This window comes from Amycolatopsis sp. WAC 01375 (assembly GCF_003947325.1).
GTDB lineage: Bacteria > Actinomycetota > Actinomycetes > Mycobacteriales > Pseudonocardiaceae > Amycolatopsis.
The window spans coordinates 43,612-68,837 of record NZ_QHHW01000038.1 but is presented as its reverse complement, the minus strand read 5'-3'; the positions used below and the strand labels follow the sequence as shown (position 1 = coordinate 68,837).

General features: G+C 68.2%; 12 protein-coding genes (1 of these 12 running past the window's edge). 11 read left to right on the top strand and 1 reads right to left on the bottom strand.

All coding sequences use genetic code 11. The annotated features are described in order from the left end of the window. Nucleotides 1–94 precede the first annotated feature (94 nt). A complete protein-coding gene (eccCa, locus tag DL991_RS27450; RefSeq protein WP_233599022.1) occupies nt 95–4,069 on the bottom strand; it encodes a type VII secretion protein EccCa in 3,975 nt (1,324 codons plus the stop codon). Between the two features lie 122 nt (nt 4,070–4,191). Here eccCa and eccD point away from each other — a divergent pair, with 122 nt between their 5' ends. The 11 genes from eccD to DL991_RS27395 all read left to right on the top strand — a co-directional run. Then, nucleotides 4,192–5,568 (top strand): type VII secretion integral membrane protein EccD, encoded by a 1,377-nt coding sequence (gene eccD / locus DL991_RS27445; protein WP_125787232.1) that lies wholly within the window; start codon nt 4,192–4,194, stop codon nt 5,566–5,568. A gap of 5 nt (nt 5,569–5,573) precedes the next feature. Further along, nucleotides 5,574–6,980 carry a type VII secretion protein EccB gene (gene eccB / locus DL991_RS27440; protein WP_125787231.1) on the top strand — a complete coding sequence of 469 codons (1,407 nt, stop codon included), beginning with the start codon at nt 5,574–5,576 and terminating at the stop codon, nt 6,978–6,980. Between the two features lie 133 nt (nt 6,981–7,113). After that, nucleotides 7,114–7,452, top strand: coding sequence for a WXG100 family type VII secretion target (locus DL991_RS27435; RefSeq protein WP_125787230.1), 339 nt, complete (start codon nt 7,114–7,116; stop codon nt 7,450–7,452). Between the two features lie 33 nt (nt 7,453–7,485). Next, the gene (locus tag DL991_RS27430; RefSeq protein WP_125787229.1) at nt 7,486–7,785 is read left to right on the top strand and encodes a WXG100 family type VII secretion target; all 300 of its coding nucleotides are present in this window, start codon (nt 7,486–7,488) and stop codon (nt 7,783–7,785) included. A gap of 33 nt (nt 7,786–7,818) precedes the next feature. Further along, nucleotides 7,819–8,253, top strand: coding sequence for a hypothetical protein (locus DL991_RS27425; RefSeq protein ID WP_125787228.1), 435 nt, complete (start codon nt 7,819–7,821; stop codon nt 8,251–8,253). 5 nt (nt 8,254–8,258) lie between these two features. Continuing rightward, nucleotides 8,259–10,382, top strand: coding sequence for a hypothetical protein (locus DL991_RS42705; protein ID WP_158632680.1), 2,124 nt, complete (start codon nt 8,259–8,261; stop codon nt 10,380–10,382). Next, complete coding sequence (locus DL991_RS27415) at nt 10,357–10,731, top strand: YbaB/EbfC family nucleoid-associated protein (protein ID WP_125787281.1); 375 nt, start codon at nt 10,357–10,359, stop codon at nt 10,729–10,731. The genes DL991_RS42705 and DL991_RS27415 overlap by 26 nt, the downstream gene beginning before the upstream one ends. A 6-nt stretch (nt 10,732–10,737) precedes the next feature. Further along, nucleotides 10,738–12,723 carry a hypothetical protein gene (locus tag DL991_RS27410; RefSeq protein WP_125787227.1) on the top strand — a complete coding sequence of 662 codons (1,986 nt, stop codon included), beginning with the start codon at nt 10,738–10,740 and terminating at the stop codon, nt 12,721–12,723. 10 nt (nt 12,724–12,733) lie between these two features. Then, the gene (locus DL991_RS27405) at nt 12,734–13,051 is read left to right on the top strand and encodes a hypothetical protein (RefSeq protein WP_125787226.1); all 318 of its coding nucleotides are present in this window, start codon (nt 12,734–12,736) and stop codon (nt 13,049–13,051) included. Nucleotides 13,052–13,200: 149 nt separating this feature from the next. Then, nucleotides 13,201–14,304, top strand: a complete 1,104-nt coding sequence (locus DL991_RS27400) for a hypothetical protein (RefSeq protein WP_125787225.1) — start codon at nt 13,201–13,203, stop codon at nt 14,302–14,304. Between the two features lie 488 nt (nt 14,305–14,792). Further along, nucleotides 14,793–25,226, top strand: the 5' end (the start) of a protein-coding gene (locus DL991_RS27395) for a hypothetical protein (protein WP_125787224.1). Its footprint extends 23,451 nt past the window's final position; the window shows 10,434 of its 33,885 coding nt (coding positions 1–10,434); it begins with the start codon at nt 14,793–14,795; the stop codon falls past the right edge of the window.

Sequence of the window (25,226 nt, the reverse complement as noted above, 5' to 3'; positions counted from 1 at the left end):
TCCCTCAAGGAGGCCTTCACGGACCCGCCGGGCAAGCCGCCGGGGAAACCCTTCCGGCGCTGATGGGGGGGCGGCGACGGAAGGGCGGGTCCGGTCATTTCGTGACTAGCGCCGCCTCGTGGGCCGAGAGGGCCGTCTGCACGATGGTCGTTCCGCGCCGCGTGGCGTACTGCGCCCGCCCGGGGATCAGGACGCGCGGCCGCACCTCACCGAACACGATGCCTTCCGAAAGCGGGCACGAGAGCAGCATCATCGGGGTGTTGACCTCGACGAGCCGCCGGAGCAGCGGATCGTTGGCGCCGCGCCCGATCCCGTTGGCGCCGCGGGCGACGACCAGGTGCAGACCCAGCGCGTTGCCCTGGGCCAGCGGGTCGAACAGTTGCTGGAACAGGGAATTCGACGACGACGCCACCATGTCGTAGTCGTCGATCACCACGAATACCTGAGGCCCGGTCCACCAGTCACGCAACCGCAGGCGCGCCGGGGTGATGTCCGGGCCGGGCGTCCGGGTCTGGACCGCCCGCGCGACACCGTCGATCATGTCGTGCACCGAATCCCCGGACACCGCGTAGCCCAGCTGGTACTCCTGCGGCACCGCGTCGTACAGACCGCGGCGATAGTCCACCGTGATAATCCGGGCCTCCTGCGGGGTGTACCGCTTGGTGATGCCGTCGATCACCAGCCGCAGCAGGTTCGTCTTCCCCGATTCCACGTCGCCGATGACCATCAGATGCGGGTTGTCCTCGAAGTCGTGCCACAGCGGCTCGAGACGCTGATCGTCCATGCCGAGTGCGAGGCGCATATCCGCGTCCGGCTCGGGGAGTTCGGTCCGGTCCAGTACCGGCGGCAGCATCCGGACCGGGGGAGCGGACGGGCCGGACCACGCCGAGGCGATCCGGTCCACCAGTGCCTCGACGTGTTCGGCGACGTCGCGTTCCACTCCGTCGATGGACGGTAGCGCGGTGAGAAAATGCAGTTCCTTGTCGGTGAGGCCACGGCCGGGGATCTTCGGCACGGTCGCCGCCGCGCGCATGTTGATCACCGAATCGACCGCGTCACCGAGCCGGAGTTCGAGTTGCGTGCCGACGAGGTCGCGGACGGCGCTGACGATCTCGCTCCACCGGCTCGACGCCATCATCAGGTGGATGCCGTAGTTGAGGCCACGTGAGGCCAGTTCGACGAACGTCGGCAGCAGGTCCATGAAGTCCTGCCGGATCGTGGACCAGCCGTCCACCACGAGGAAGACGTCACCGTGCCGCTGGTCGGCGTATTCCCCCGCGGCCCGCTTGCGCCGGTAGGTGGCCATCGAATCGATGTCGTTGTCGGTGAAGAACCGCTCCCGGCGCGTCAGCAGGGTGGTGACTTCGCCGATGGTGCGCTGGATCCGTTCGACGTCCAGACGGCCGGTAACACCTCCGACATGAGGGAGTTTTCGCAAACTGGTCAGCGTTCCACCACCGAAGTCGAGGCAGTAGAACTGGATCTCGGCCGGGGTGTGGGTGAGCGCCAGCGCGGTGATGAGGGTGCGCAGGGCGGTGCTCTTGCCGCTCTGCGGTCCGCCGACGATCGCGACATGCCCGTCGCTGCCCGCCAGGTTGACGAGCAGCGGATCCCTTGACTGCTCGAACGGCCGGTCGATCAGTCCGATCGGGACGGTCAGCTCGCCGCGGCCGTACCATTCCTGCGCGGTGAGCCCGTGTTCACGGGTCTCCACCAGCGGCGGCAGCAATTCGTCGAGGGAACTGGGCGCGTCCAGCGGCGGCAGCCAGACCTCGTGCGCGGGCGGGCCGGCGTCGCGGAGCCGGTCGACGGCCAGTTCCAGCAGGCTCGGCACCGAACCTTCGGGCTCGGGTTCGGCCACCACCGGTTCGGGTTCGGGCATCGGTTCGGTGCGGGCGGCGAACTTCGAGGTGAACGGGACGATCTGCTGCGCCACCACCGCCTGCTCGACATTCCGGCGCACCACGCGGTGTGGGCCGGAGACGTAGGCCGCCTTGAACCGGTCGAGCGCCGCGGTACCGCTTTTGAGGAAACCGTTCCCCGGATCGGAGGGCAGCTGATAGGCGTCCGGTACCCCGAGCACGCCACGGCTTTCCATCGCCGAGAAGGTGCGCAGGCCGATCCGGTACGACAGATGCGATTCCAGCTGGTGGATCCGGCTTTCGTCGAGCCGCTGCGAGGCGAGCAGCAGGTGGACGCCCAGCGACCGCCCGAGCCGCCCGATCATGATGAACAGGTCCATGAAGTCGCGGTGCGCCGACAGCAGCTCGCTGAACTCGTCCACCACTAGGAAGAGGGTGGGCAGCGGATCGAGCGGAGTCCCGTTCGCCCGCGCCCGTTCGTAGTCCAGCGCGGAGCTGTAGTTGCCCGCCTTGCGCAGAAGTTCCTGGCGCCGCACCAGTTCCCCGTTGAGCGCCTCGCGCATCCGGCCGACCAGCGCGGCCTCGTCGGCGAGGTTCGTGATCACCGCCGAGGTATGCGGCAGCCCGTCCAAGCCGAGAAATGTCGCGCCACCCTTGAAGTCCACCAGTACGAAGTTCAGGACCTCCGACGAATGCGTGAGGGCGAGCGCCAGTACGAGGGTGCGCAGCAGCTCCGACTTCCCGGAACCGGTCGCACCGATCAGCATACCGTGCGGGCCCATCCCGGACTGGGCGGATTCCTTGATGTCGAGATCGACGGTGGTGCCGGTCGGGCCGACGCCGAGTGGCACCCGGAGCCTGCCGCCGGGACGTTTCGCCGCCCAGCCCGCCGCCACGTCGTAGGTCTGGATGTCGGTGATGCCCAGCATGGCCGTCAGATCGAAGTTCGCGGCCATCGGTTCGGCCGACTTCTGCCGCGCGCCGACCCGGTAGGGCGCCAGCCGCATCGCCAGCGCCGTCGCCGTGTTGAGGCCGATCCCGTCCGGACGGCCGAGGTCGCCGGCGACCTCCTTGTTGTGCTGATCGACCGTGATCAGCTTCAGCATCCCGTCCCCGAGCCGGAGTCGCAGGGTCAGCGGGTCGTCCTGAACGGACAGTGCCGAAGAGAGGTCCACGACCGTCGTGTTGCGGTAACCGTCACCGGCGAGCCGGTTCGTGGGCGGCACGGTGACCCCGTCCACGAACAGCATCACGCAAGGCTCGTGGAGGTCGGGCAGGGCATCCGGATCGAATCCGGGCCGGGTGGCGAATTCGTCGCCCATCGCGGTTTCCAGTTCCGCGATGGACTCCACCACCAGCCGGGCTTCCCCCGCGCCGTCCGTTTCGCTGGGGTGGAGGTTGTGCGGCAGCCATTTCACCCATTCCCAGGACGCCCGGCGTTCCGGCGCGGCGAGCACGACGATCCGCAGTTCCGCGGGGGAGTGGAAGACCGCGATATGCGCGATCATCGACCGGGCGAGCGCCCGGATCCGCTCGCCCTCTTCGGCGGTGGCCTGCACCAGGATCCTGGCGAACGACGGCAAGAACACCGCGACCGGCTGGTCGGTCACGGTGCCGTAAGCGTGGATGAACCGGCGGAGCGCGTGCGCGGACAGCGGTTCCAGGTCGTCGACAGGCTTGGTGGACAACGGGTTCAGCCGCCACGCGAGCCGCTGCGGTCCCCGCGCGACGCGGATCTCGCCGAAGTCGTCGTCTTGGGCGTCCCGTTCCCACATCCGCGTCGTACCGGGCAGCGACCACAGCGAGGTCGGGTCGGGATGCCGCCAGGCCAGTGCTTCCCGTTGGCTGGTCACCACCTCCCTGACCTTGCGGCGGGACTGGGCGAGGTAGCGGAGGTAGTCGCGCCGGGCGTCGTTGAGTTTCTGTTTGCGTTCCCCAGCGCTGCGGCCCAGTTGGCCGACCAGCATGGCCATCGAGGACACCGTCATCAGCCCGGCGGCCAGATAGCTGAACGCGCCGTTCTCACCGGGGCGGACGAACAGCAGCACGGTCGCCGTCGACGACAACGCCATCGGCAGGTACATCATGACCGCGCCGGCGCTGCGCTGGACTTCGGGCAGCGTGGGCGGTTCCTGGATGCTCAGCTCGCCCTCGGGCATTTCCGGTCCTGGCCGTCGCGTCCCCTTGCGGAATGTGATTACACTCAAGGCCGGGTTCCTTCCCTCTCGGACGCGCTGTGGTGGCGGCTCCACTAGAGGTGACGAAATCCGACCACGCGACGGTTCACTCACGATGCCGCGCGTCGGTCGCCCGATCGAAGGCGTGTGCCATGGCGACCACTTCAGGGCTGTGCAAGCTCCGTGTCCGTGCCCCGGCGGCCAGTTTCGCACTGGCCGTCCCGGTGGATATCCCGTTGATCGACCTGATGCCGACGATCCTCGGCCACGCGGGTCAGGATCTGGCCGAAGAGGGGGTGGACCACGACGGCTGGATCCTGCAACGGCTCGGCGACCCACCGCTGGACCAGGAGTCCACGGTCGACGTACTCAAACTGCGTGACGGCGAGACCCTGCACCTGCGGCAGCGTCGTGAACAGCTGCCCGCCGTCCATTTCGACGACATCATCGACGGCCTGTCCACCGAGGCCCGCGCCCGGCCGGACTCCTGGAGCCCGGGGGCCACCCGGTGGACGATGCTCGGCAGTGTGCTGGCCGCCGCGGCGCTCGGGTTCTGGCTGCTGGTGACCGCGCCCGCCGCGTGGCCGACCTTGTTGTCCGCCGGGGTGGCGGCCTTCTTCCTGCTGGTGTGCGCCGCCACGGCCGCCCGCGCGCTCGGTGACAGCGCAGCGGCGCTGTCACTGGCGCTGGCCGCGGTCCCGTTCGTCGGACTGGCCGGTTCGCTCATCCCTCACGGACCCGAAGGTCCGGTACTGACCGGCGCACGGCTGCTGGCCGCCTGCGTCGCGGGTGCGGGAGCCGCCGCACTCGGGATGGCGGCGGTGGCGGGTTTCGCGCCGGTGTTCATCTCGGTCGCCACGTTCGGGCTGCTGTGCGCGACCGGTGGTCTGGTGATGATGCTCGGTGGCGACGGCGGCGCGTCCGCCTCGGCGACGATCATCGCGGTGATCGCCGTCCTGCTCGGCGCCTTCGTGCCGAGGATCGCCTTCCGGCTGTCCGGGCTGCGGCTGCCGGGGTTGCCCACCACCGCCCAGGAACTGCAGGAGGAACTCGATCCGCATCCCGGTGACGAGGTCGTCGGCAAGGGCCTGATCGCGGACGCCTTCGTGACCGCGTTGTTCGCCGCGATCGGGATGGCCTGCCTGGTCACACTCGAATTCGTGGTCCGCGACCCGTCGTGGCAGGCCGTCACCTTCGCCGCCATGCTGAGCGCGTTGCTGCTGGTGCACGGCCGCGCGCTGGGAAGTGTGTGGCAGCGGCTCTCGGTGATCGTGCCGGGGGTGTACGGCGTACTGCGGCTGTTGCTGGCTTCACAGCTGGATTCGGCCACCCCGTTGCCGATGGTGGCGGGGGTGTTCGCGCTGACCGCCGTGGTGCTGGTGGCGCGCTGGACGCTGCCAGGTCGCAGGCTGCTGCCGCAGTGGGGCAGGCTCGCGGACATCGCGGAGACCCTCGCCGCGGTTTCGCTGCTGCCGCTCGCGTTGTGGCTGCTCGGCGTGTTCGCGTTCATGCGCGGATTCGGGGGCTGAGGGAGGTGAACGCCAAAACCGATCAGGTACAGGCACACAAGTTCATGCTGGGCAGGCTGTCGTCGGCTTTGCTGCGTGTCGATCCGGACGCGCCGGAAAGCCCGCTGAACCGGACGTACCGGGGCAGTGTCATCGGCGTGCTGATCGCCGTCCTCGCCTGCCTCGGCATGCTGGTGTTCGGCCTCGTCTCACCGGGCGGGAACAAATCCTGGCGGGTGGAGGGCGCGCTGGTCGTCGCCGACTCTTCGGGGGCGCGGTTCCTCTACGCGGGCGGCAAACTGCTGCCGGTACTGAACTATGCCTCGGCCAAACTGGTCGCCGGGAACCAGCTCGCGGTCAAACACGTCTCCGAGGCCTCGCTGAAAGAGGTGCCGCGCGGTGAGCCACTGGGGATCATCGGCGCGCCGGACGCGCTCCCCGCACTCGCCAACGATCCGTGGGAGGTGTGCACCGCTGTGGATCGCGATCAGGCCGGTCCGACGGCCTTGCGTGTCGGCGGCGCGACAGCGAACCCCCTCGGGGACGACGCCGCGGTCGTCGCGGTCACCCCGGACGGGACGACCTTCCTGCTGTGGAAGGGAAAACGGCATCGGGCGGTGACCGATCGCGGCGCGCTCGACGCGGTGGACGGGGTGCTCCAGTCGGTCAAGGTGCCGACCGCGTTGCTGGACGCGTTGCCCGCGGGCCCGGATTTCGGGCCGCCCGCGATCGAGGGACTCGGCGACGCCGGACCCACCCTCGGCGGAGCGGAATCGCGGATCGGCAGGCTGTACACCGTTTCGGGGGAACCCGCGCGGCATTACGTGCTCACGAAGGCCGGCCTCACGCCGCTGTCCGAATTGGACAACCGGTTGCTGACCGCCGATCCGGAGATCCGCCGGGCCGCGTACGGCGGCGGGGAGATCACGGTGACCCCGCTGCCGGGACGGGTGGTCAGCGAGCGGCTGGCCTCGGTCGAGCAGCCGCCGCCCGCGAATCCGCCGAAGGCGACGACACTCCACAGTGGACAAGGACTCTGTGCCCTCGTCACCCCGGACGGCGACACGCCGCGTACGCAGGTGGCGGTGGCCGACAGGTTCACCCGGCAGGGACAGGTGCCGGCGAGTCAGCCCGGTATCGCGGCGCCCTGTTCCCGGGTCGACCGGATCGCGGTGCGACCCGGGGGAGGTGCTCTCGTCAGGGCCTCGGCCGCGTCGGGACGGGCCGGTGACGCCCTCTTCCTGGTGACCGACACCGGGGTGAAATATCCGGTTCCCCCAGCGGGCGTGAAGGCACTCGGTTTCGAGTCGGCCGCCTCGAACGGGTTGCCCACCACCCTGTTGAACCTGGTGCCGACCGGCGCCGCGCTGGATCCGGCGATCCTGCGCGACGGGGGAACGGTGCTGCCCGAGGCCGCCACCTGCGGTTCCTGACCGGAGGAACCGGGGCCGGCAACTTCTGCCGGTGGTTCCGCATGGTCTGCGGGTCCAGGGCTTGGTGTCCTTGCCATGGAGCGTCATGGCGGATGGTGAAGTCCGCGACACCGCGAGGAAGGGCGAGCGACCGATGAGCACGAATTTCCAGAAGTCCGACAGCGGGATGAAGGGTGGCCTCGCGGCCATCGAAGAATGCGAATCCACGTGCAAGGTCATCCACTCGGGAGTGACCTCGGTCCGCAGCGACCTGAGGTCCGGCTGGCAGGGCGCGGCTTCCCAGACCTTCCTCAACCAGCTGGAGCTGTGGGAGACGGATTACCTCCAGGTGCTCAAGATGCTCACGGAGATCAAGGACCTGGTCAACGAAAGTGACAAGACCATGAACGTCTCCGAAGACGACATCAACCTGACCGCGATGACGGCGTTCGGCGGCAACGAGGGCAACCGCATCTTCAAAGAACTGTCCTGACCACTTAATTCCCGATTCAGAAAGGAAACGATCATGAGTACTTCCTATGACGGTTTCGCGGTCAGCGGCAATGTTCCGCACCTTGCCGAGCGGATGGTCGCGTTGAGCAAGCAGATCGACTCCGCACTGCTCGACCTGGAGCAGTCCATCAAGCCGATGACCGATAGCTGGATCGGCCAGGGCGCCACGTCCTACACGGATCTGCAGCGCCGGTGGCACGCCACGACGAAGGCCATGGAAAGCCGGTTCACCAAGGGGCACCAGACGCTGTCCATGTCCTTCGAGAACTACCAGCGCACCGACGCGAACATCGGGGCGAAGTTCCAGATCTGATTCCGGGTTGCTTTCAGGAAAGGGAGCAGGGGCGTGGCTGACAGCGGCGACATCAAGATCACGGTCAGTTTTCTGAAGGACTTCCAGTCCGGCGTGCTGGAGAAAATGGTCACCGAACTGGAGGAGAACAAGTACCTCGCGGAACTACAGTTGGCCGCGAACAACCCCACCGGAAAACGACGGCTGCTGGCAGGCGCCGAAGCATGGGAGCCCGCCAAGCTGCTGATGGAGAAGTACGAGGGGAAGGCCGGTACCGCGCCCACGTTGTGGGCGCAGGTCGACGTGATCCAGAAACGGCTTGTCCGGCTGAGCGAAAGCATCTCCGATGTGCTGCGGGTCGCGGAGAACGGCGAGAACGAGAACATCAAGCTGTCCACCGAACTCAACATGAGCCAGCTCGGCGAGATCCTCGGGGTCGACTCGCCGCCTCCTACCGGTAACGGTGGCAACGGCGGCACGGGAGTCTGATCGCGATGCCCGACAACCCCATCGGCAAGAACAGTTCGCAGACGCCGTGGGAAGATGTTCTCAACATCTTCGACAGCACAAGCGATTCACTGGGTTCCAAAAAGATGCCCAGCCGGGAGACCATCCTGGGTTTCCCGTGGCTCAAATGGGACGTGTGGGGCTCCACGCATGGCTCGAAGAATCCTAAGGGGTGGGATTTCGTCGCACGCAGTTCGACGTTCTCCATGCAGTATTGGGGCGTCGCCAGCGCCAACTATGAGAAGTTCGACCCCGCGATGAATACGTTCTACGGCAATATGAGAGAAACTCTCGCCTCCATGCAAGGTGATCCCAACTATAATCCGCTGGGGCAACCATGGACGTTCACGAGGGCGTTCGACGCGTTGAACGGGACCAAAACCCTGCTCGAACGCCACGCCGGGGATTTGAAGGGCTGGCGGGACAAGGTCGGGAAGAAGGGTGACGACTTCCAGGGGACCGGCGCCGGGGCGTTCCGGGAGGTACTGGACGATCTCATGTTCCGGTGTAATGACCTCGTACGGCAGCTGGGAACGCGTTCCAGTGGGCTGAAGGTCGCCCAAACCACCACTGATGATGTGAATACAAAAGACATCAACGAAGCCGAGACCGGTCTTCGGTGGGCCTTCAACAAGCTCCAGTCGGGCTATAACGAATGGATGACCAAGGCGGGTGCCGAATACCCCACCAAGCTCTTCGGCACGATCAAGAATACGGATTGCAAACTGGCTTGGCCTGGCGGCGCGTTGCAGGCGATCTGGAACAGCGATGCGTTCAAAAACGATCTCGAGTCGAACAAAAGCGACTGGCACAACGGTCGCGTGACCGAGGCCTACCCGACAAGTAAACTGATCGGTGCGGACGCCAGAAACCCCGCGTTCTGGGAAGGGATCATGTCCGCGGCGCGGGATCTGTGGACCGACCATCTCGAGGCCACCCTCGATGTCGCGGCCAAGGCCGTGCTCGCGGAACTCCCCAAGGGCTATGACATCGCCAGGTCGCTCCTGCCGCAGATCAGGGAGCCACATCGGCTCAATCTCCACAAGGCGCCCCCGCCGCCTCCGCCAGGCTCGCAGGGGCCGGCCCCGCCGCCTCCTCCGCCGGGGCCGGGGAAGGGCGGACCCAAGCCGCCCGGGCCCAAGGACGGGCCGCCGAAGGTCCCGGATCTCACCAAGGACAACAAGAACTCCAAGGATTCCAAAGACGACAAGGACAACAAGGACAAGGGGCTCAACGGCGGGCCGCCTCCACCGACTCCTCCGCCGGGGCCCAAGCCGCCGCCCGCCCCGCCGAAGCCGGACGACAAACTGAAGGTGCCGACCGGCTCGACCATCGGCCCGGGCGGTGTCGTGCTCGGCCCCGACAAGAAGCCCCTGCTCGACCAGCTCGGGCGCCAGATCGTCGTGCCGCCCGGATCCCGGATCGGTCCCGACGGCAACATCATCGGCCCGAAGGGCGACAAGCTCGCGGAGAAGGACCGGTTGGCCCGGCCGGAGCCGGTCAAGAAGGACGAGTCGCAGCAGTCGGAGCTGGACAAGTACCTGAAGTCCTTGCGCGGAGACGGCACCCCGTCGATGCCGACGTTACTCGGGTCGCATTCGCCTTCGGTGTCGTTGTCGTCCAGCGAATCCCCGGGCCTTTACAAGGGATCTTCGGTCTCGAATTCGTCGTTGGGGTCCATCGGTTCGCCGGGCGGCCTCGGTTCGACCGGTTCGACCGGCGGGCTTGAGGCGCCCGCGCCGCCGGAAAAACCGGTGACGACCGAGGGCGGCCCGTCGCTGATCAAGAACCAGCAGGGGAACGGGAATCAGCAGAACGGAATGGGCGGCGTCCCGTTCTACCCACCGACCGCGGGCGGCATGGGTGGCGGTGCGGGCGGAGACCAGAACAAGGGTGAACGCGACCGGACCACCTGGCTGACCGAGGACGCGGAGACCTGGGGCACCGATCCGAAGCTGCCGCCTTCGGTACTGGGTGGCCGCAGGCGCGGAAACCGGGCAGCGGGACGAGGTGCCGGCGGTCCACGCAACTACGGACAGGGAGGAAACGATGGCCGACTGGCTGGAGGAGCAACTTCACCAAACCATGGCCACGCTGAGGGATCAGCGTGACCGGATCGAGGCGGCGAAGGCCGATCTCGCTTCCCGGACGTCTTCGGCGACCTCGGCCGACCGGATGGTCACGGTGACCATGGATTCGCAGAACTCCGTGGTGGGCATCAAGTTCAACACCACGAAGTACCGGTCCATGCCGCCGGAGCAACTGGCTCGGACACTGCTCGACGTGCTCGAACGCGCCCGCCAGGAGATGGCGGACAACGCTGTCGAGGTCTTCGGTCCGCTCATGGATCAGCGCGACGACCTCCGTGCGGCCATGACGGGCAACACCGAGGTCGACAAGGCGTTCTCGGCTCTGTGGAAAGAGGCGCCTTCGGACGTCTTCGGCAGGGGAAAGGACTGATCTTCCGTGGCGCTGGGTGGACCGGACACGACGAAATGGGTGTGGGAAGAGGCGCTCAACATCTTCACCCTCGACCCCACCTTCCCCGTTGTGCCGCAGCGTTCGACCGTCCTTGGCGTGCCCTGGTTGACGTGGCGCGTCTATACCCACCTTCGCGGCCCCAGCAACAAGGTGCCGACGAATATGATCCACGCGGAAGGCATGACGTTCTTCACGTCCTGGTACGCCGTCGCCGACGCGAGCACGGAATTGGAAGGGGCGGCGGCGACCTACTTCGCCAATGGCAACAAGGTCGTCGACTCCCTGCTGGAGGATGTGAACGACGTCGCCAGGCATTCCACCTTCGAGCTGGCGGCGACCACCTTGGGCGGGATGGCGAACTGGCTGACCGCGCAGGTCACCCCGCTGGAAACCTGGCGGAACAAGACCGGCCACCGCGGCGACGACTTCCAGGGCACCGGTGCGGGTGCGTTCTGGAACGTGCTGGACGAACTCGCCAACAAATGCGATGACCTCGTCGCCCAGATGACCAAGGACCGCACGTCCTGGGAGGCGCTCCGGCTGGTCGGCGGCTTGCTGAAGCGCACCGGCGAAGTGCTCGATGAGGGACGCGCGCGGTGGCAGGGCGGCGAAGTCTTCAAGTACGACACCGGCCTGGGGTTCTCGGTCACCGCGCCAGGATCGGAGTTGTCCACCCCGCAAGGCGTGGTGCGCGCGATCTGGCAGGCACCCGAACTGGTCGCGGATTTCGCGAGTCACTTTCCCCCCAAATACACCAGGGAGAAGGACGGCTGGCCGACGAGCACCTATCTCGGCGGAACACTGGACGAAAGCAATGGTGCTCCGCGCGAAAAGCTGGAGGAGGCGGCGCAACACGTCTGGAAGGAACACCTGAAGGTCGTGGACGCCCACGGGGCCTCCGTGGCTTGGTTCCTCGACTTGACCTACCGGCAGACCCTCCCGTACCTGCCGTCGATCCGGACCCCGGTTCATCTCAACCTTTCGGGAGGCACCGGCGGTCCCGACGAGGGTGGGGCCGGCCCCGGAGGCGACGGCCCCGGTCCTGGCGGGGGAGACGGTTCGACCGAGGACAAGGGCCCGGTCACCACCACCACGTCCTCGGGTCCGCCACCGCCGCCGCCGTTCACCCAGGTCGGCGGCCCCGGCGCCAAGTTCCCCCCGCCGATCACGCAGGTCGGCGGGGGGAACACGTTCCTGAAAGTGCCCACCGGTTCCTATGTCGGCAGGGACGGCGTCGTCATCGGCCCTGACGGCAAACCCGTTCTGGGGTCCGATGGCAGGCCGATCATCGTCCCGCCGGGCTCCCGGGTGAACGGGAACGGCGAGATCGTCGGACCGAGGGGCACCGGAAACCTCGAGCAGAAAGACCGGCTGCGCAAGGCATACCCGCCGCCGGGTACGACCGTTTCCAGCAACGCCGGGGATTCGCCGATGGAGCGGTACCTCAAGTCGTTGCGGCGTACCCCGCCGCCGCTTCCACCGCTGCGTGCGCCCGACACGATGCCCATGACCATGTCGAAGTTCGATCCGCAGGCCAACTTCCACAGTGGACCGGGCTCGCTCGGTGGCGGCCGGATCGGGGTGTCGTCGGACGTGTCTTCGCTCGCCCCAACGCAGGGCGGGAAGCCGGCGAGTACGCCTGCCACGGGGCCGCCGACGCTCGGTGGTCCCAAAGGGGCGGCGGGAACCGGCAGCGGGAGCGGGGTGCCGTTCTATCCGCCTTCGGCGGGCGGGGCGGGCGGCGCCGGAGGGGGCAAGGGCGAACGCGACCGGGATACCTGGATCGCCGAGGACGAAAAGACCTGGGGCACCGACCCGACGGTCGCGCCGGGCGTGCTCGGCAGGCGTAGGCGCCGGACCCGCGGCCCGGGTAGTACTCAGCTGAGTTCGAATCCGCAACACGACTACACGCTCGGACTCGGTGACGGCAACTCCGCCACCGGTCAAGGCACCGGCAATACCACGGGATGAGGACGAGACCATGACTGATTTCCGGGCGGACCCGAAGGCCATGCAAACCCTTTCCGAGGCGTATCGGGATATCTCGGCCAAGATGCGCAAGATCAGTGAACTCGGCACGGACCGGAGGGACTTGGTCTTCGAAGCCAGTGGAGACGACGAAATGGGCGAGGAGATCAAGTCCAATCTCGGCGACCCGGTGACGAAGATCGAAGACGCCTTCCTCTCGATCGGCGAAGTCGTCGAGAACCAGACCAACGTGACCAACGGGATGGCGGCGAAGCTCACCTTGGCGGAGAACGAAAACATCGCGAACGTCCACGGTGGGCTCAAACGCTAGTGGCGTATCGGGTCGCGGGGTCGTGAGTGGCGATTCGGGTTAGAACCCGAATCGCCACTCACGACCCCGTACGCGAAGCCTTGATGATCTCCCGGCGGTCGTGTGGATGCCGTCGGCCAACCTGAGCCAGTAAAGGAAGCGGGAACACCATGCCCTCGGTCGCAGAAGAGTCCACCGGCGTCGCGGTCGCCACGGCGGAGGCGGCGGCGCCCGCCGTCCCAGAAGTGAAGGCGGACAGGGAAACCACGTCGTCTTCGGAAGCCGGGACCGCCGCGGCCGGTGCCGTACCACCGGTCGTGGACACGGGCACCGACGTCTCGTCCTCGCCACCGGCGGGCCGGATGTCCAAACCGGTGATCGTGGCGGCGGCCGTCGCCGGTGTCGTGCTGGTCGCCCTTCCACTGGCACTCAGCGGACTGCTCACCGGCGACCAGTCCGGTGAGGGGCCCAACGCGGCGGGCTACGCGAAGGATCTCCCGCCGGACGGCGGGTTCGTGCCGGGGCTGGCCGCTCCGCCCACCGACCTCGGCGGCATGCCCGTCGGTCCGCCCGGTGCCGCCTTGCCTGGCCAGGTGGCCGACGGCGTTCCGGCAGGCCAGGCGGGCGCGGCCGCCGATCCCGGAACCGCCGGTCTCCCCGGTGGGCCGCCTCCGCCCCCGGGAGGAGGCCCGGCTCCGGCGCCTCAGCACCAGGCCCCGCCGCCCCAGCAGCAGCGGCAGGGGCCGCCCGCCCCGGCCGCCAAGACGGTCTCCTACGACGGCATGGCGGGCAAGGGATGCGGTGGCGGCACCGGTTTCACCGGCGTCGGCGCCTACAGCGACGGCAAAGCGGGCTGGGTGAATCACGGCGGTGGCGGCTGCGGCTCGGCGTTCGTGTCCATCCCCATGTCCGGCGACGCGAACAAGGACGACCCCAGCGCCTACGGGCTGTGGACGTTCAACACCGGCCCGGTGACCGCCGGTTCGTGCGCGGTCTCGGTCTTCGTCCCGAACGGCGACGCGACCGTGGCAGGCGGGAGCCCGTCGGTGTACCGCGTGTTCGACCGGTTCGCAGTGGACAAGGGCACACCGGTGGGGTCTTTCCAGATCAACCAGAACGCCAACCACGGCCGGTGGGTCAGCGTCGGCACGTTCCGGATCAACGGCGCGAAACTGGCCGTGCAGCTGCTCAACCGGGGCCGCGACTGGTCGGGTTCCAGCAAAACCTACGCACACCACGCCGCGGCGATGATCAAGGCCAAGTGCCTGGCCTGAGGGCGTCCTACCCTCGGCCGCGAGTCGGTTCGCTCGTGTTCTCAAGTCCGTGAAGGCCTCCTTGAGGGACTCTGGGTCCCTCAAGGAGGCCTTCATTTGTGTGCCTACGTCTGACCTGCGGGTTGGTGGGTGGGTCGTGAGGTGATGTCACCACCAGGTCGATGGACGTCGCGCGTGATTGAAGCCGGAACTCGCGTGTTTGGAGGCGGAACTCGCGTGATTGGAGGCCGATCTCGCCCGTGACCGGGTCCGCCGTGAGTTCCGCTTCCAATCACGCGAGTTACGCGTCCAATCACGCGTGTCACGCCTAAGGCCACACGACGACCAAGGGGATCTCAGAGCGCGAGCCCCGAGTAGTGGGTAAGCAAATGCGGTGCCCCAAGGAGGCCTTCACGGACTGCCCGCCCGACACGACACCCACCGCGTGCTGGTGAACCGTTCGGCTATCGGGCCGCGTTGTCTCAGGTGAACCGGTCAGGAGGTAGTTCGTGCCCATCAAGGTCGATCGCAGCGACTTCGGCGATGTGCCGGAGTGGGCGCGGACGCTTCTCGAGGTCCTCGGTGTCTCCTGGCCTGCCGCCAACCAGCACAAGTTCCGGCGGGCGGCCCAGGAATACGACACGGTCACGGAACTGCTGAAAGAGCTTCCGGACGATATCGCCAGGGTCAAACGGGCGATCGACGAGAAGCTGTCGATGCCCGAGGCGGGTGACGCGTTCGACAAGAGTATGGCCCCGCTCACCAACGGGGCGCCGAACTTGCTGGACGAACTGGCCACCGGTACGAAGGGGATCGCCGACGGCTGCCGCAAGGTCGCGCTGGACGTCGAGTACACCAAGTTTTCCGCGATCGGCCAGCTTTTCCTGCTCGCCTACGAGATCGCGATGGAGTACGCTCTCGCCTCCGTCACCGCGGGCGCGTCTCTCGCGAACATCACCTGGCATTACGCCCTCACCCGCGGCTACCTGACCGCCCTGTTCAAAATGCTCGTACGGGCGATCGTGTTCGAGGTGTTCATCGGTGTCACCGGCGGGCTGCTCATCGATGTCGCCGTGCAACGGCTGCAGCATGAACGAACCGAATGGGACAGCGATTCCACCAAGCAGACGGCGATCGGGGGTGCGGTCGGCGGCGTGCTCGGCGGCGCCGTCGGCGAACTCGGGGAGAAGCTGGGCCGCAAGATCGGCGGCCTGCTCGGCAAGGACTTCAGCAAGATCGCCACCGATGATCTGCTGAAGCTGGTCAAGGATCTCAAGCTGCCGGGTGGCGGCGAACTCGCCGACAACTGGGTGCGCGACATCGGCCGGACACTGACCGACCGGGCGGGCAAACAACTCACCGGCCCGGCCACCGCGTTCACCAAACGGGCGGTCGAGGGCTTCGGCGACGAGGTCGGCGACCGGTTCGTCACCGCCTTCGGTAAAACCCTCGGTGACGACGCGGCCCGGAAGCTCGGCCGGGACTACGCGAACAGCTTCGTGGACAACTGGAGCAAGCACGGCCTGGACGGCAGCGGGGCCTTCAACGACAGCCTGCGCAACGTGCTCGCACCGCATTCCGACAAAATCGGCAAGGACTCCGTCGATCTGCTCACCGATAAGGTGCCGGACGTGCTGTCCCGGAACGCGACCGACCGGCTCGGCGGAAACATGGTGGCCAGGGCCACCGAGTTCAGCACGATCTTCCTCTTCGAGGGCGTCTCCGGGGTGATGGGCCAGGCGGCGATGGCCGCCATCAACGGCGAATCGGTGTCCGCGGCCGAGTACGGGATGGGTTTCGCCGGCGGCGTGGTCGGCGGCGCCGTCAGCCACAAACTCGAAGGGATCGGGGAGCGGGCCCTCGACTCGGCGGTCACGTCGATCAAGGAGCAGTTCAGCGGCCTGACCGGTGGCCTCTCGGCGGGTCTGCCGCTTGACGGCAAAAGTGGATCGGACGCGACGGGCTCAGGCCCGGTGTTCGTGCCGAACACCACGAGCGCCGGTTCCGCGGCGCCGAGCACGACATCCGCCTCCGACGTGAAGTCCACTTCGGACACCCGTGCTCCGGCTGACAGCAAGACGAATACGCCTTCTGACACCAAGACCTCGGATGCCAAGGCGACTCCGGCTGCCAAGTCCGCTTCGGATACGAAGACCGTCTCGGACGGCAAGTCCGCACCGGCGACCAAGTCCGCTTCGGACGTCAAGACGAGTTCGGAGGCGGGGTCCGCACCCACCGCCGTGCGGACCTCGTCCGACGGCGGGGCGGTCCAGGACTCGTCGCCGGTGTACGAAGAAGTGTCAACGTACGAGGAACAGCCAGAGGACGAGGAGCGGCCGCAGACCCGTCCCTCCCCGCTGCGCACCACTTCGGAAGAGCAGGACGGTGGCTCGACTTCGGCCGCGGCCGCGGCGCCCGTTCAGGCCGAGCCGCCTGTGACCGAGCCGACCGTGACCGAAGACGCCGACACCGGATCCGTCGAGGTCGTCGAGGAGACCGAGGACCGGGAAGAACCGGCGCCCGCGATCGAGCTTGATCTCGGCAAGCCGTTCGTGGAGGACCTTTTCGACGGCTTGGAGCTGAACCTGACTCCCGCGCCGCGGCCGATGGCGCTGCGGGAACAGGAGTGGACGTCGCCGCATCCGGACGGTGGCGAGCCGTTGACTCCGACGCGGCTGATCGACGAGTTCGGTTTCCCGCTGGTGAATCAGCAGCGGTTCCAGTGGCTGGCGAACTGGTCGAACGTGGTGTTCGACGTCCGGCCGACGAATCCGGATTCGGTGCGCTGGCTCGAACAGGGCGCGGTGCCGAAGCCGAAGGACATCAAGGCCAAGACGGTCAGCGAACTCGACACGCTGTTGGGTGCTTCGCCGGATGCCATCGGCCTGGTCGGCTATTTCGAGCCGCGGTTGCCGGATGATCTGTCCGACCTGCCGCCGGACACGCAGAAGAAGATCAAGGCCAGGTTCGCCAACCGGAGTACGGAATTCACCGCGCTCGCGGAGGAGATGGACCAGCTGGCGGAGCAGGGCCGCTATCTGGTGGTGGACAAAATCGTCCAGGCCAAGACCGAAAGCGGTGAATTCCGCCCGATCACCGGCGATCACGACGTCTACCACATCCGGTGCGTCGACGACGGTGCGTCGTTGACGACGTCCGATTACAACGACGTCGTCGAGCTGCTGACCAAACGGAATATGGGCGTACAGCACGGCGCGCATATGTACTGGTCGCCCCAAGGTGAGTTCCAGGAAAAGATCTTCAACGACATCGTCGAGCGCCATCAGGAAGGCGCGCAGGACGCGGAACCGTTGATCCGCTTCGATCCCGGCCAGCCGCCTCGGCTCGTTTTCGCTGACCCGCTGCCGGCGCACGTCCAGACCACCGTCGAAATCACCGAGACCACCGAAACCACTAAGCCCGGCAAGGACGAGCAGGACCTGACGCTCGCGGATCTGCCGCCGTTCCTCGCCGCCGGTCAGGCTCTCGGCTCGGCGCCGGTCCTGTCCGTCGAAGGGATCGACGCCCTCCGCGACGAACTGGCCCGTTTGCTGCCTGGTGCCAAACCTGCTCAGCTCGACGCGATCGGGAAAGCCGTCGACGACGATTTCGAATCCGCGCTCAGCGGTCTGTATTTCCCGCTCCGCACGGACAGGGGCTGGCGGGAGGTCCGGATCCGGGCCACCGTCGGCGGCGACGTGGTGAGTGAGCCGAGGGAGAAGACCAAGGCGGATCTCACCGTCCAGGGCGGTACTTCGAACTCGGAGAACCTCGCCGTCCTCCGTGCCGGTGACATCGGGGCGGCGGTGACCGTCCAGGCGCCGACCGGACCGTATCTCACCGTCGGCGGCAAGGCCGCGCTGGCGGCGCCCGGCGCGACGCAGACCGTGTCGGTGTCCACTTCGGACCAACGGGCGATCCGTTCCGGTGAAGGATCCCGGCGGGTGGGCCTGAACGTCGAGTTCACCGTCAGCGTCCACGATCACACCGGCAACGCGGTCGCGCGGGGCGATGCGGTGCCCGGACAGGTCACCCTGCGCGTCCCCGACGACCTGCTCCGGCTCACTTCGCCGGCCGGGCTGGCCGCGAAGGATCTGACCGCCGAAGTCGGGCGCAAGCTCCAGAACCCGGTGCCCGAGGCGGTCACCGACCTTGGCGAGGTGTTCACCGGAACGGCCGGGCTGCTGCACCGGTCGGTCACCGCGTTCGGCGCCCCCGGCCGGGACGCGTTGCGCGCGTTCCTCGGGAACGCCGGTATCCGGGAGAACCTGGGCGCCATGCTGCAAGACTGGGTCAGCTCGCCCGCCCTGCTCAGCGCGGACGGCGGCAAGGTGGCGGCGGTGCGGATGAAGGCCGTGCTGACCAAGGCCGAACTGGTCGGCCCGACGAAAGAGACGCAGCTGCGGTTGCACGAGTCCGCGACCACCAGTTCCACCGTTTCGGCTTTCACGAAGCGCGGGTTCGACGCCTCCCTCGCGTTCGGTGGCGGAGGTGGTGTCAAGGGCGTGCGTGTCGCGGCCGGAGTCGGCGTCGGCTACTCCGCGCGGACGGTGGACACTGCCGTGTCCGGCCGGACTTCGACGGCGAAATCGGGTCTCCAGCTCAAGGGAGACATCGGCCTCTACCGGTTCGAAGCCACGATCGTGGTGCAGGCACTCGACGGCAAGGAAACCACCAGTACGGCGACGGTGTTCGCCAGGGTGGGGATGGCCGAAGCCGCGGCACAGGGACTGCCGGTCCCGGACGGTACCGGCGACGGCCTGACACCGGCGACGACGAAGAAGTTCCCGTCCGTGCATCTGGCCGCGGGGCTCGCGGCGGGCAATGTGCGGGTCGGCGAGTTCGACGGCGCCGAGGCCGTGCTTACGGAGATCCGCGGCAAGTTCCGGGAGAGCGGCCGGTACAGCGATCTGCTGCCCGGTTGGGACCGGAAAGAGGGCGCCAAGGCCAAAGGCGCGGCGCGGACGCTGGAGATGCTCGCCAACGAGCACCGGTTGCAGACGGCGCTTTCCCCGCTGGCCCTGCGCAACCGCATGGACGCGTTGCTGGGTGCCGGGGTGTCGGTGACCCTCAAGCGCGAGGGTGCTTTCCGGCAGGACCACGTCACCATCACGGTCCGGCTGGAGTCGAAGCGCGTCGAGCATGTCGGGCGGGCGACGGGACGCGTGGTCCGCAACGCCACGACCACCGGTCCGGCGCTGGGCGCGTCGTCGGCGACGAACAAGGGCTGGACGGCCGGGCCCGAGGGCAAGGTGACCTTCGGGGCCACGGTGACGGCTTCGGGGAAGTACGGCAGTAGTAGCGGCACCCGGACCGGCGCGGGACCGGTCGCCGAATCGACGTATCTCACCATCGGCAGCGCCGATTCGGAAGGTTTCGCGCACGAGGGCCGGTTCGTCGTCTCCATCACCGGTTTCTCGCGTTCGCACGCGATGGTCCGGCAGACGCTGCCCGGGCTGCCGGGGACGCAGGTGCCTGCCGTCCGGCAGATCTGGGCGACGCCCGAGGAATCGGGCGACGGTCCCGTCCTGCTCCCGGCGAACTTCACGGTGTGGATGTCGGACAGCCTGACGCTGCCCGCCGATCCGGCGAAGTTCGCGCTGGGTGCTCCCCGGGTACGCGAGCTCGACCCGCCGCGGTCGATCACCGGCCATTTCGAGGCGCTCGCGCCGCCCACCGTCGGTGATTGGGTCGGCGTGGAGAGCATCGCCCACACCGGAAATGTCAGTTCGGCGGCGCTGGACGCGCTGGTCGAAGCATCGGACGGCGACCGCGCGCTCGCGCTGCCCGGCGGTGACGCGTGGACCAGCGTCCAGGCGATGCTGAGCACCGACAACATCAAGGCGGCACTGCGGTCGTTCACCCACGGTGTGGTGAGCACCGACCTCGTCCACAGCCGTCGCCTCGCCGACCGGGTCGGCCGGATCGGTGTCGTCGCCCGGCTGGCCAACCCGACCTTCGTCCAGACGGCCGACGACGCGGCCGCGGAACGGTCCACTTCGGGTGGCTACCGGTTCGACGGCGGCAAGAGCAAGACCAAGGGGCCCGCGATCACCGTCGGTGTGGCGGTGACCGGCTCGGTCACCGGCGATCCTGCCGCTTCCGCCACCGGCGGCCTGACCGCCAAACCCTGGGCGAAGGCGACCACCAAGGCCGACGCTCTCGACATCTCCGCGACCGTCGACCGCAACGTCACCACGGCGGCAGGCACGCAGCGGGTGCTGGCCCGGTTCGACATCGCCTTCACCGTGCTCGCCGAAGCGCGGCAGCAGACCGCTTTGCTGCGCCCGGACGCGCGGGGAGCCGCCCGGTTCGTCGACCTTCCTGGCGCGGCACTGGTGTGGCTCACCGAAGACCAGGCTCGCGAATACGGTCTCCTGCCGGCCAAACCGGCGGGTCCGCGTGAGCGGGACGAGCGGCTCGCGGCACCCGTGACGCTGCCGACGGAGAAACCGGGAGCGCTGGGGCTGGGTGCCGTCGAGCAGCTGCCCGACCTGTCCGATCTCGTGCCGAAACTGTCCGCGAAGCTGGCCGACGCGAACGTGCCGTTGCTGCCGGGCGTGTCCTTGGACGACGCGATGAACAACTGGGCGAGGCTGACCGACCTCGTCTCGCCGGACAGCGTGCAGGGGCTGGTGGACAGCGCGCTCGACGGCGGCATCCCGCTGCACACGCATCTGCCGAAACTGTTCACCGACAGCGGATACCAGCTCCTGCTGACCGCGAAAACGGTGGGTGACCCGGCTTTCCGGAAGGTGGTCAACGACGGCCGGACCGTCGAGCACAGCACCGTCCGTGCGGTCCGGACCATCCGGGCCGAGGGCACGGCCACGTCGTGGTCGGCCGCGCTGCGAGCGGGCGGCCAGAAGAAATACCAGGACGGTGACACGACGACGTCGGTCGGGGGCGCGGCCACCAAGGGCATCGGCGCCGTCAAGACGACCACCACTACCGAGGTCCTCACCGAACAGGAAACGCAGCTGCGGACCGGAACCGGCCCGGCCGCGCTGTTCGACGTCCCGGTCGAGTTCGTCCTCGAAGTGCGCCGTGACGGTGAGACCGTCGCCGCCGCCGCCACCGGCGAGCGGATGCTCGGAATCCGGCTGCTGGCCGACAACCTGACCGTTGACAACGGGAAACGGCCGGCCACCGGCGAGGATTCCGAGCCGGTCGGGTTGTCGCCGGAGGACGCCACCCCCGCCGCGCTGGAGCGGTGGCGGAAGGGCACCGTCACCCGGTTGCCGGAAATGGCGTCGGTCGAATCCGTGCGTGCCGCCGCGCGGCTGCGGAAGGTCGTGCGGGAGGCGCTCACCGAGGCCGGGGCGGACGGTGGGATCACCGGCTACGGCACGGGTTCGATCAACGCGCTCTGGTCGAGTCTGAGTCCTCAGCTGCTGCAGGCGTTCCTGCCCGCCATGACGACGGGAAGCCTGCCCGTGCCGACCTTGCGCGAGGCGGCGGTCCTACGGGGCAAGAAGGCGGACGTCGAGGTGCACGCCCGGCTCGCCGCGCCGCGGACGGTCGCGCTGAGCGACGGCGTCAACCTGGAGAACCCGACGAATTCGACGGTGGCCCGCTCGGCGGAGCGGAAGGTCGTCGAGGTCGGGGAAATGGGCGTCACCGGGCCGACGGTCACACCGGTCGACGAGTCGGGCAATATCGGCGGGCTGATCACCGGCGTCGACGCGCGCTGGACCAGTGAGCCCGCGGACGCCACGGTCGACGGTACGACGGTGTCCGCCGTCGCGAATCTCAAACCGGTCGGGCGGACCGCGCTGGTGCGGTTCGACGTGGACTACCGGATCGTGGTCAAGGTCGACGGCCGGACGGAGGTCGTGGACGTTTCGCTGCCCGCGTCGGCGGACGTGCGGATGCCGATCGACAAGCTGTCGGACGTCACCGGCCAGAAGGTGCCGCGTGTTCTGAAGGCACGTCAGGGAAGGGTCGCGCGGACCGCCAAGGCGTGGCGCGACGCCGAGGTCGGGGCGGAGGGCCATCGCCGCCGGGCCGAGCAGCTGGTCGAGAAGCTCGGTGTCGGCGTCGACTGGAGTGCCACCGTCGACGCGGCACGAGTACGACGCCCCGGCACGCTGGAAGAGCGGCACCACCAGTTCGCCCGCGAGACCGAGAAAGCCTTGCGGGAGGCGGAAACCGTCGCCGTCGCCGCGCGACTCGAGTTCGGCCGGGTGTCCTCGGCCGCCGACGTCGCCGAGACGCGGCTGGCCGCTTTGGCGGGCGAGACCGGCGACCTCGACGATCTTGCCGACGGAGCCGCGGAAGCCGCGCTGACCTTCCGGAACCTTTCCTCCGAACTGGCCAACGCGCAGGCGCCGGACGACGTGCGGCGGCTGACTCAGGAACGGGCTGAAGCAAAGCTTCGCCGCAACCTGTTCCGTGAGGTGCTGGACGAACAGTGGGAGGCGCTGGCCGTCGCCCATACCGAGGCCGAGGAGGCGCGGGAACAGCGCATCGCCGCGACCGGTCAGCTGGTCCGCACCCAGGCCTCGCTGCAGGCCGCATGGCTGGATTTCGTGGACACCAAACAAGATTCCTGGTGGCTGGCGAAAGGCGCGCTCGACGCCGAATTCACCCGGCTCACCGAGGCTCCGGGTTCTCCCGACGACGAGAAGTGGCGGCACAGCCGGGCCACCGACGCGCCCTGGTTCTCGGTGGCGAACCCGCTCGACCCGGCTCAGTGGGAGCCGCTGCGGGCGACCACGCCGAGGCGGGCGGTGGCCACCGAGACCGCCGACGTGCTGACCACGCTGCTGTCCGAAAAGGACAAACGATACGACGGCGTGATCCGGTACGGCGTCAGCCGGTTCGAGGTCGACGGGCGCGGGGTCACGGAGTTCACCGTGCCGATCAATCTCGTCCCCGGCCACGGTGTCTCCGACGAACAGCTCGCGCAGCTGCGTGAGCGGGCCGCCGCCGGTATCGAGAAGCTGATCAACAACCGTCACGGCCTCCCGAACGGCGACCAGCTGCACGTCCGCGTCGAGTTCACCGGCGACCGGCTGACCGACCGGGACGGCGACCCCCGGTACCGCGCGTACGACGTCGTCGCCGGTGACGGCGAACGCACCACCCAGACCACCTGGCGAACGGATGCCACCCCGGAGGAACTGGCCCACGAGCTGCTCCACTACCTCGGCGCGGGCGACGAAGAGCACGACAAGGACCGGGTGTTCCTCAGTCGCGAGGACGACGGCACGACCGGTGTCGTCACCGGCGACGAAAGCATCATGGGCAAGGGCGTGGTGGAACCCGGCGTGACGCCGCGGCTGCTGCCCCGCCACACCTGGATGATCCAGCAGGTACTGCAGAGCCAGCTGGGACCGGGCTACCGCCTGACCGACCCGGGCCAAGACGAGCTGCCGGGTACACCGCCCGCCGCGGCCGCCGGGCCGGTGGAGGCGCGTCCGGGCCTCACCGTCGCGCAGCGGGCGACCCTGTCCAGGCTGGGCAAGACGGTGGTGCCGGTCGACGGAAAGCCGGTGACCGGGAAGCTGGTGGACGCGCTCGCCGCCGCGGTCGCGCCCGGATCGTCGGCACGGCAGGCGGAACTGCGGGAGCTGGGTGCGACGCTGCGGGACACGACGGCGGCGAAGATCGCCGAGGCCTTCGGGGTCCGGCTGCACGTGGTGACCGAGGACGGGGACGACCTCGGATACGGTCCCGCCGGGCGGCGGCCGGTCCGGATCGTCCGGACGGCGGACGGGGAGTTCCTGGCGACCCGCGACCTCGACGCGAGGACGCCGTCCAGACCCGCCCCGGCAACCGAAAGCACCTCCGCCGTCCAGGTCGTCACCGCGGCCATGGTCGGCGCCGGCGACAGGGTCGTCGGAACCGCGTTCCCCACCAAGAAGAACGACGACCAGATCGCCACCACCTGGGCGACGATGAGTGCCCGGCGGCCGGTCGTCGAATACAACGTCCTGCTGCCGAAGACGGAAGAACAGCTGGCTTCGACGCAGCCGACGGCGGCTCCGTCGGTGAAACGGCCCGCCCCTTGGGTTTCCCCGGATGCCGCCAAACAGCCGATCTTCCTTTTCCTCCATTCCGGCCCGAACATGTTCCGGATCAAGGTGGTCGGGCGTTTCCTCCCGAAGCGAGTCACCGGTGCCGAATTCGCCGCGTTCGTCCTCGACGACGTGGGGTTCCAGCAGGCACTCGCGTCGCGCCCGGACGCACCGATCGTGTTGCTTGCCTGCGAATCCGGCAAGCTCAACGAGCCGGGTGGCGGCGGTTACGACTTCCGCCGGGAGCTGAAGACACGCGGCCACGGCAGGACGGTCTACGCGCCGACCGAGACGATCAACCTCGTCCAGGTGCTCGCCGGTGTCAACGTGGACAAGGAAGGCGAATTCGTCGAGATCGCCGAGCACCCCGACGAGGTGGTCGAAGCGGTCACGGAGACTGTCGACACGGTGGTTACCTTCGCCAAGGGTTCGCGTGTCCTGAACGAGGATTCCCTCGCCACGGCAGGTCGCTTCGCCGCGTGGGTACCGGCGGCGGCCGACGCGATGACAAGCGATCCTTCGCAGCCGCCGCCATGGATCCAGGTCACGGGCTACGGCAACGCGACGATCGGCCGGACGGAAACCGCGCTCGCCAGGGCGAACGCGGTGGCGGCGGCCTTGCGGCCACTGCTGCCCGCTCCGCCGGAGGGCAAGGCGCCCTTGGCGATCAGGCCGGCGGCCGCGAACCGGAACAGCCTGCCGCCGCTGACTTCGGCCGACCCCGCGGAACGGCGGCGCTCGGTGACACTGGCGCTCGTCCGAACCGACGGCGACCTCCGCTCGGAACTCGGTCTCCTGCCGGAGGAGACGGTGACGTCCTGGTTGTCCCGTACGGCGACGCGGCTCGGTGAGGATCCGCGACTCTGGGCCACCTCGCCGCTGGTCGCCTATCTCGACCAGCACCTGCCGCTGGACACGTCG

What these genes read in the sequence shown, in the direction of transcription:
- eccD (WP_125787232.1), top strand. Translation starts at nt 4,192, where the DNA reads ATGGCGACCACTTCAGGGCTGTGCAAGCTCCGTGTCCGTGCCCCGGCG.
- DL991_RS27435 (WP_125787230.1), top strand. Translation starts at nt 7,114, where the DNA reads ATGAGCACGAATTTCCAGAAGTCCGACAGCGGGATGAAGGGTGGCCTC.
- DL991_RS27430 (WP_125787229.1), top strand. Translation starts at nt 7,486, where the DNA reads ATGAGTACTTCCTATGACGGTTTCGCGGTCAGCGGCAATGTTCCGCAC.
- DL991_RS42705 (WP_158632680.1), top strand. Translation starts at nt 8,259, where the DNA reads ATGCCCGACAACCCCATCGGCAAGAACAGTTCGCAGACGCCGTGGGAA.
- DL991_RS27415 (WP_125787281.1), top strand. Translation starts at nt 10,357, where the DNA reads ATGGCCACGCTGAGGGATCAGCGTGACCGGATCGAGGCGGCGAAGGCC.
- DL991_RS27405 (WP_125787226.1), top strand. Translation starts at nt 12,734, where the DNA reads ATGACTGATTTCCGGGCGGACCCGAAGGCCATGCAAACCCTTTCCGAG.
- DL991_RS27400 (WP_125787225.1), top strand. Translation starts at nt 13,201, where the DNA reads ATGCCCTCGGTCGCAGAAGAGTCCACCGGCGTCGCGGTCGCCACGGCG.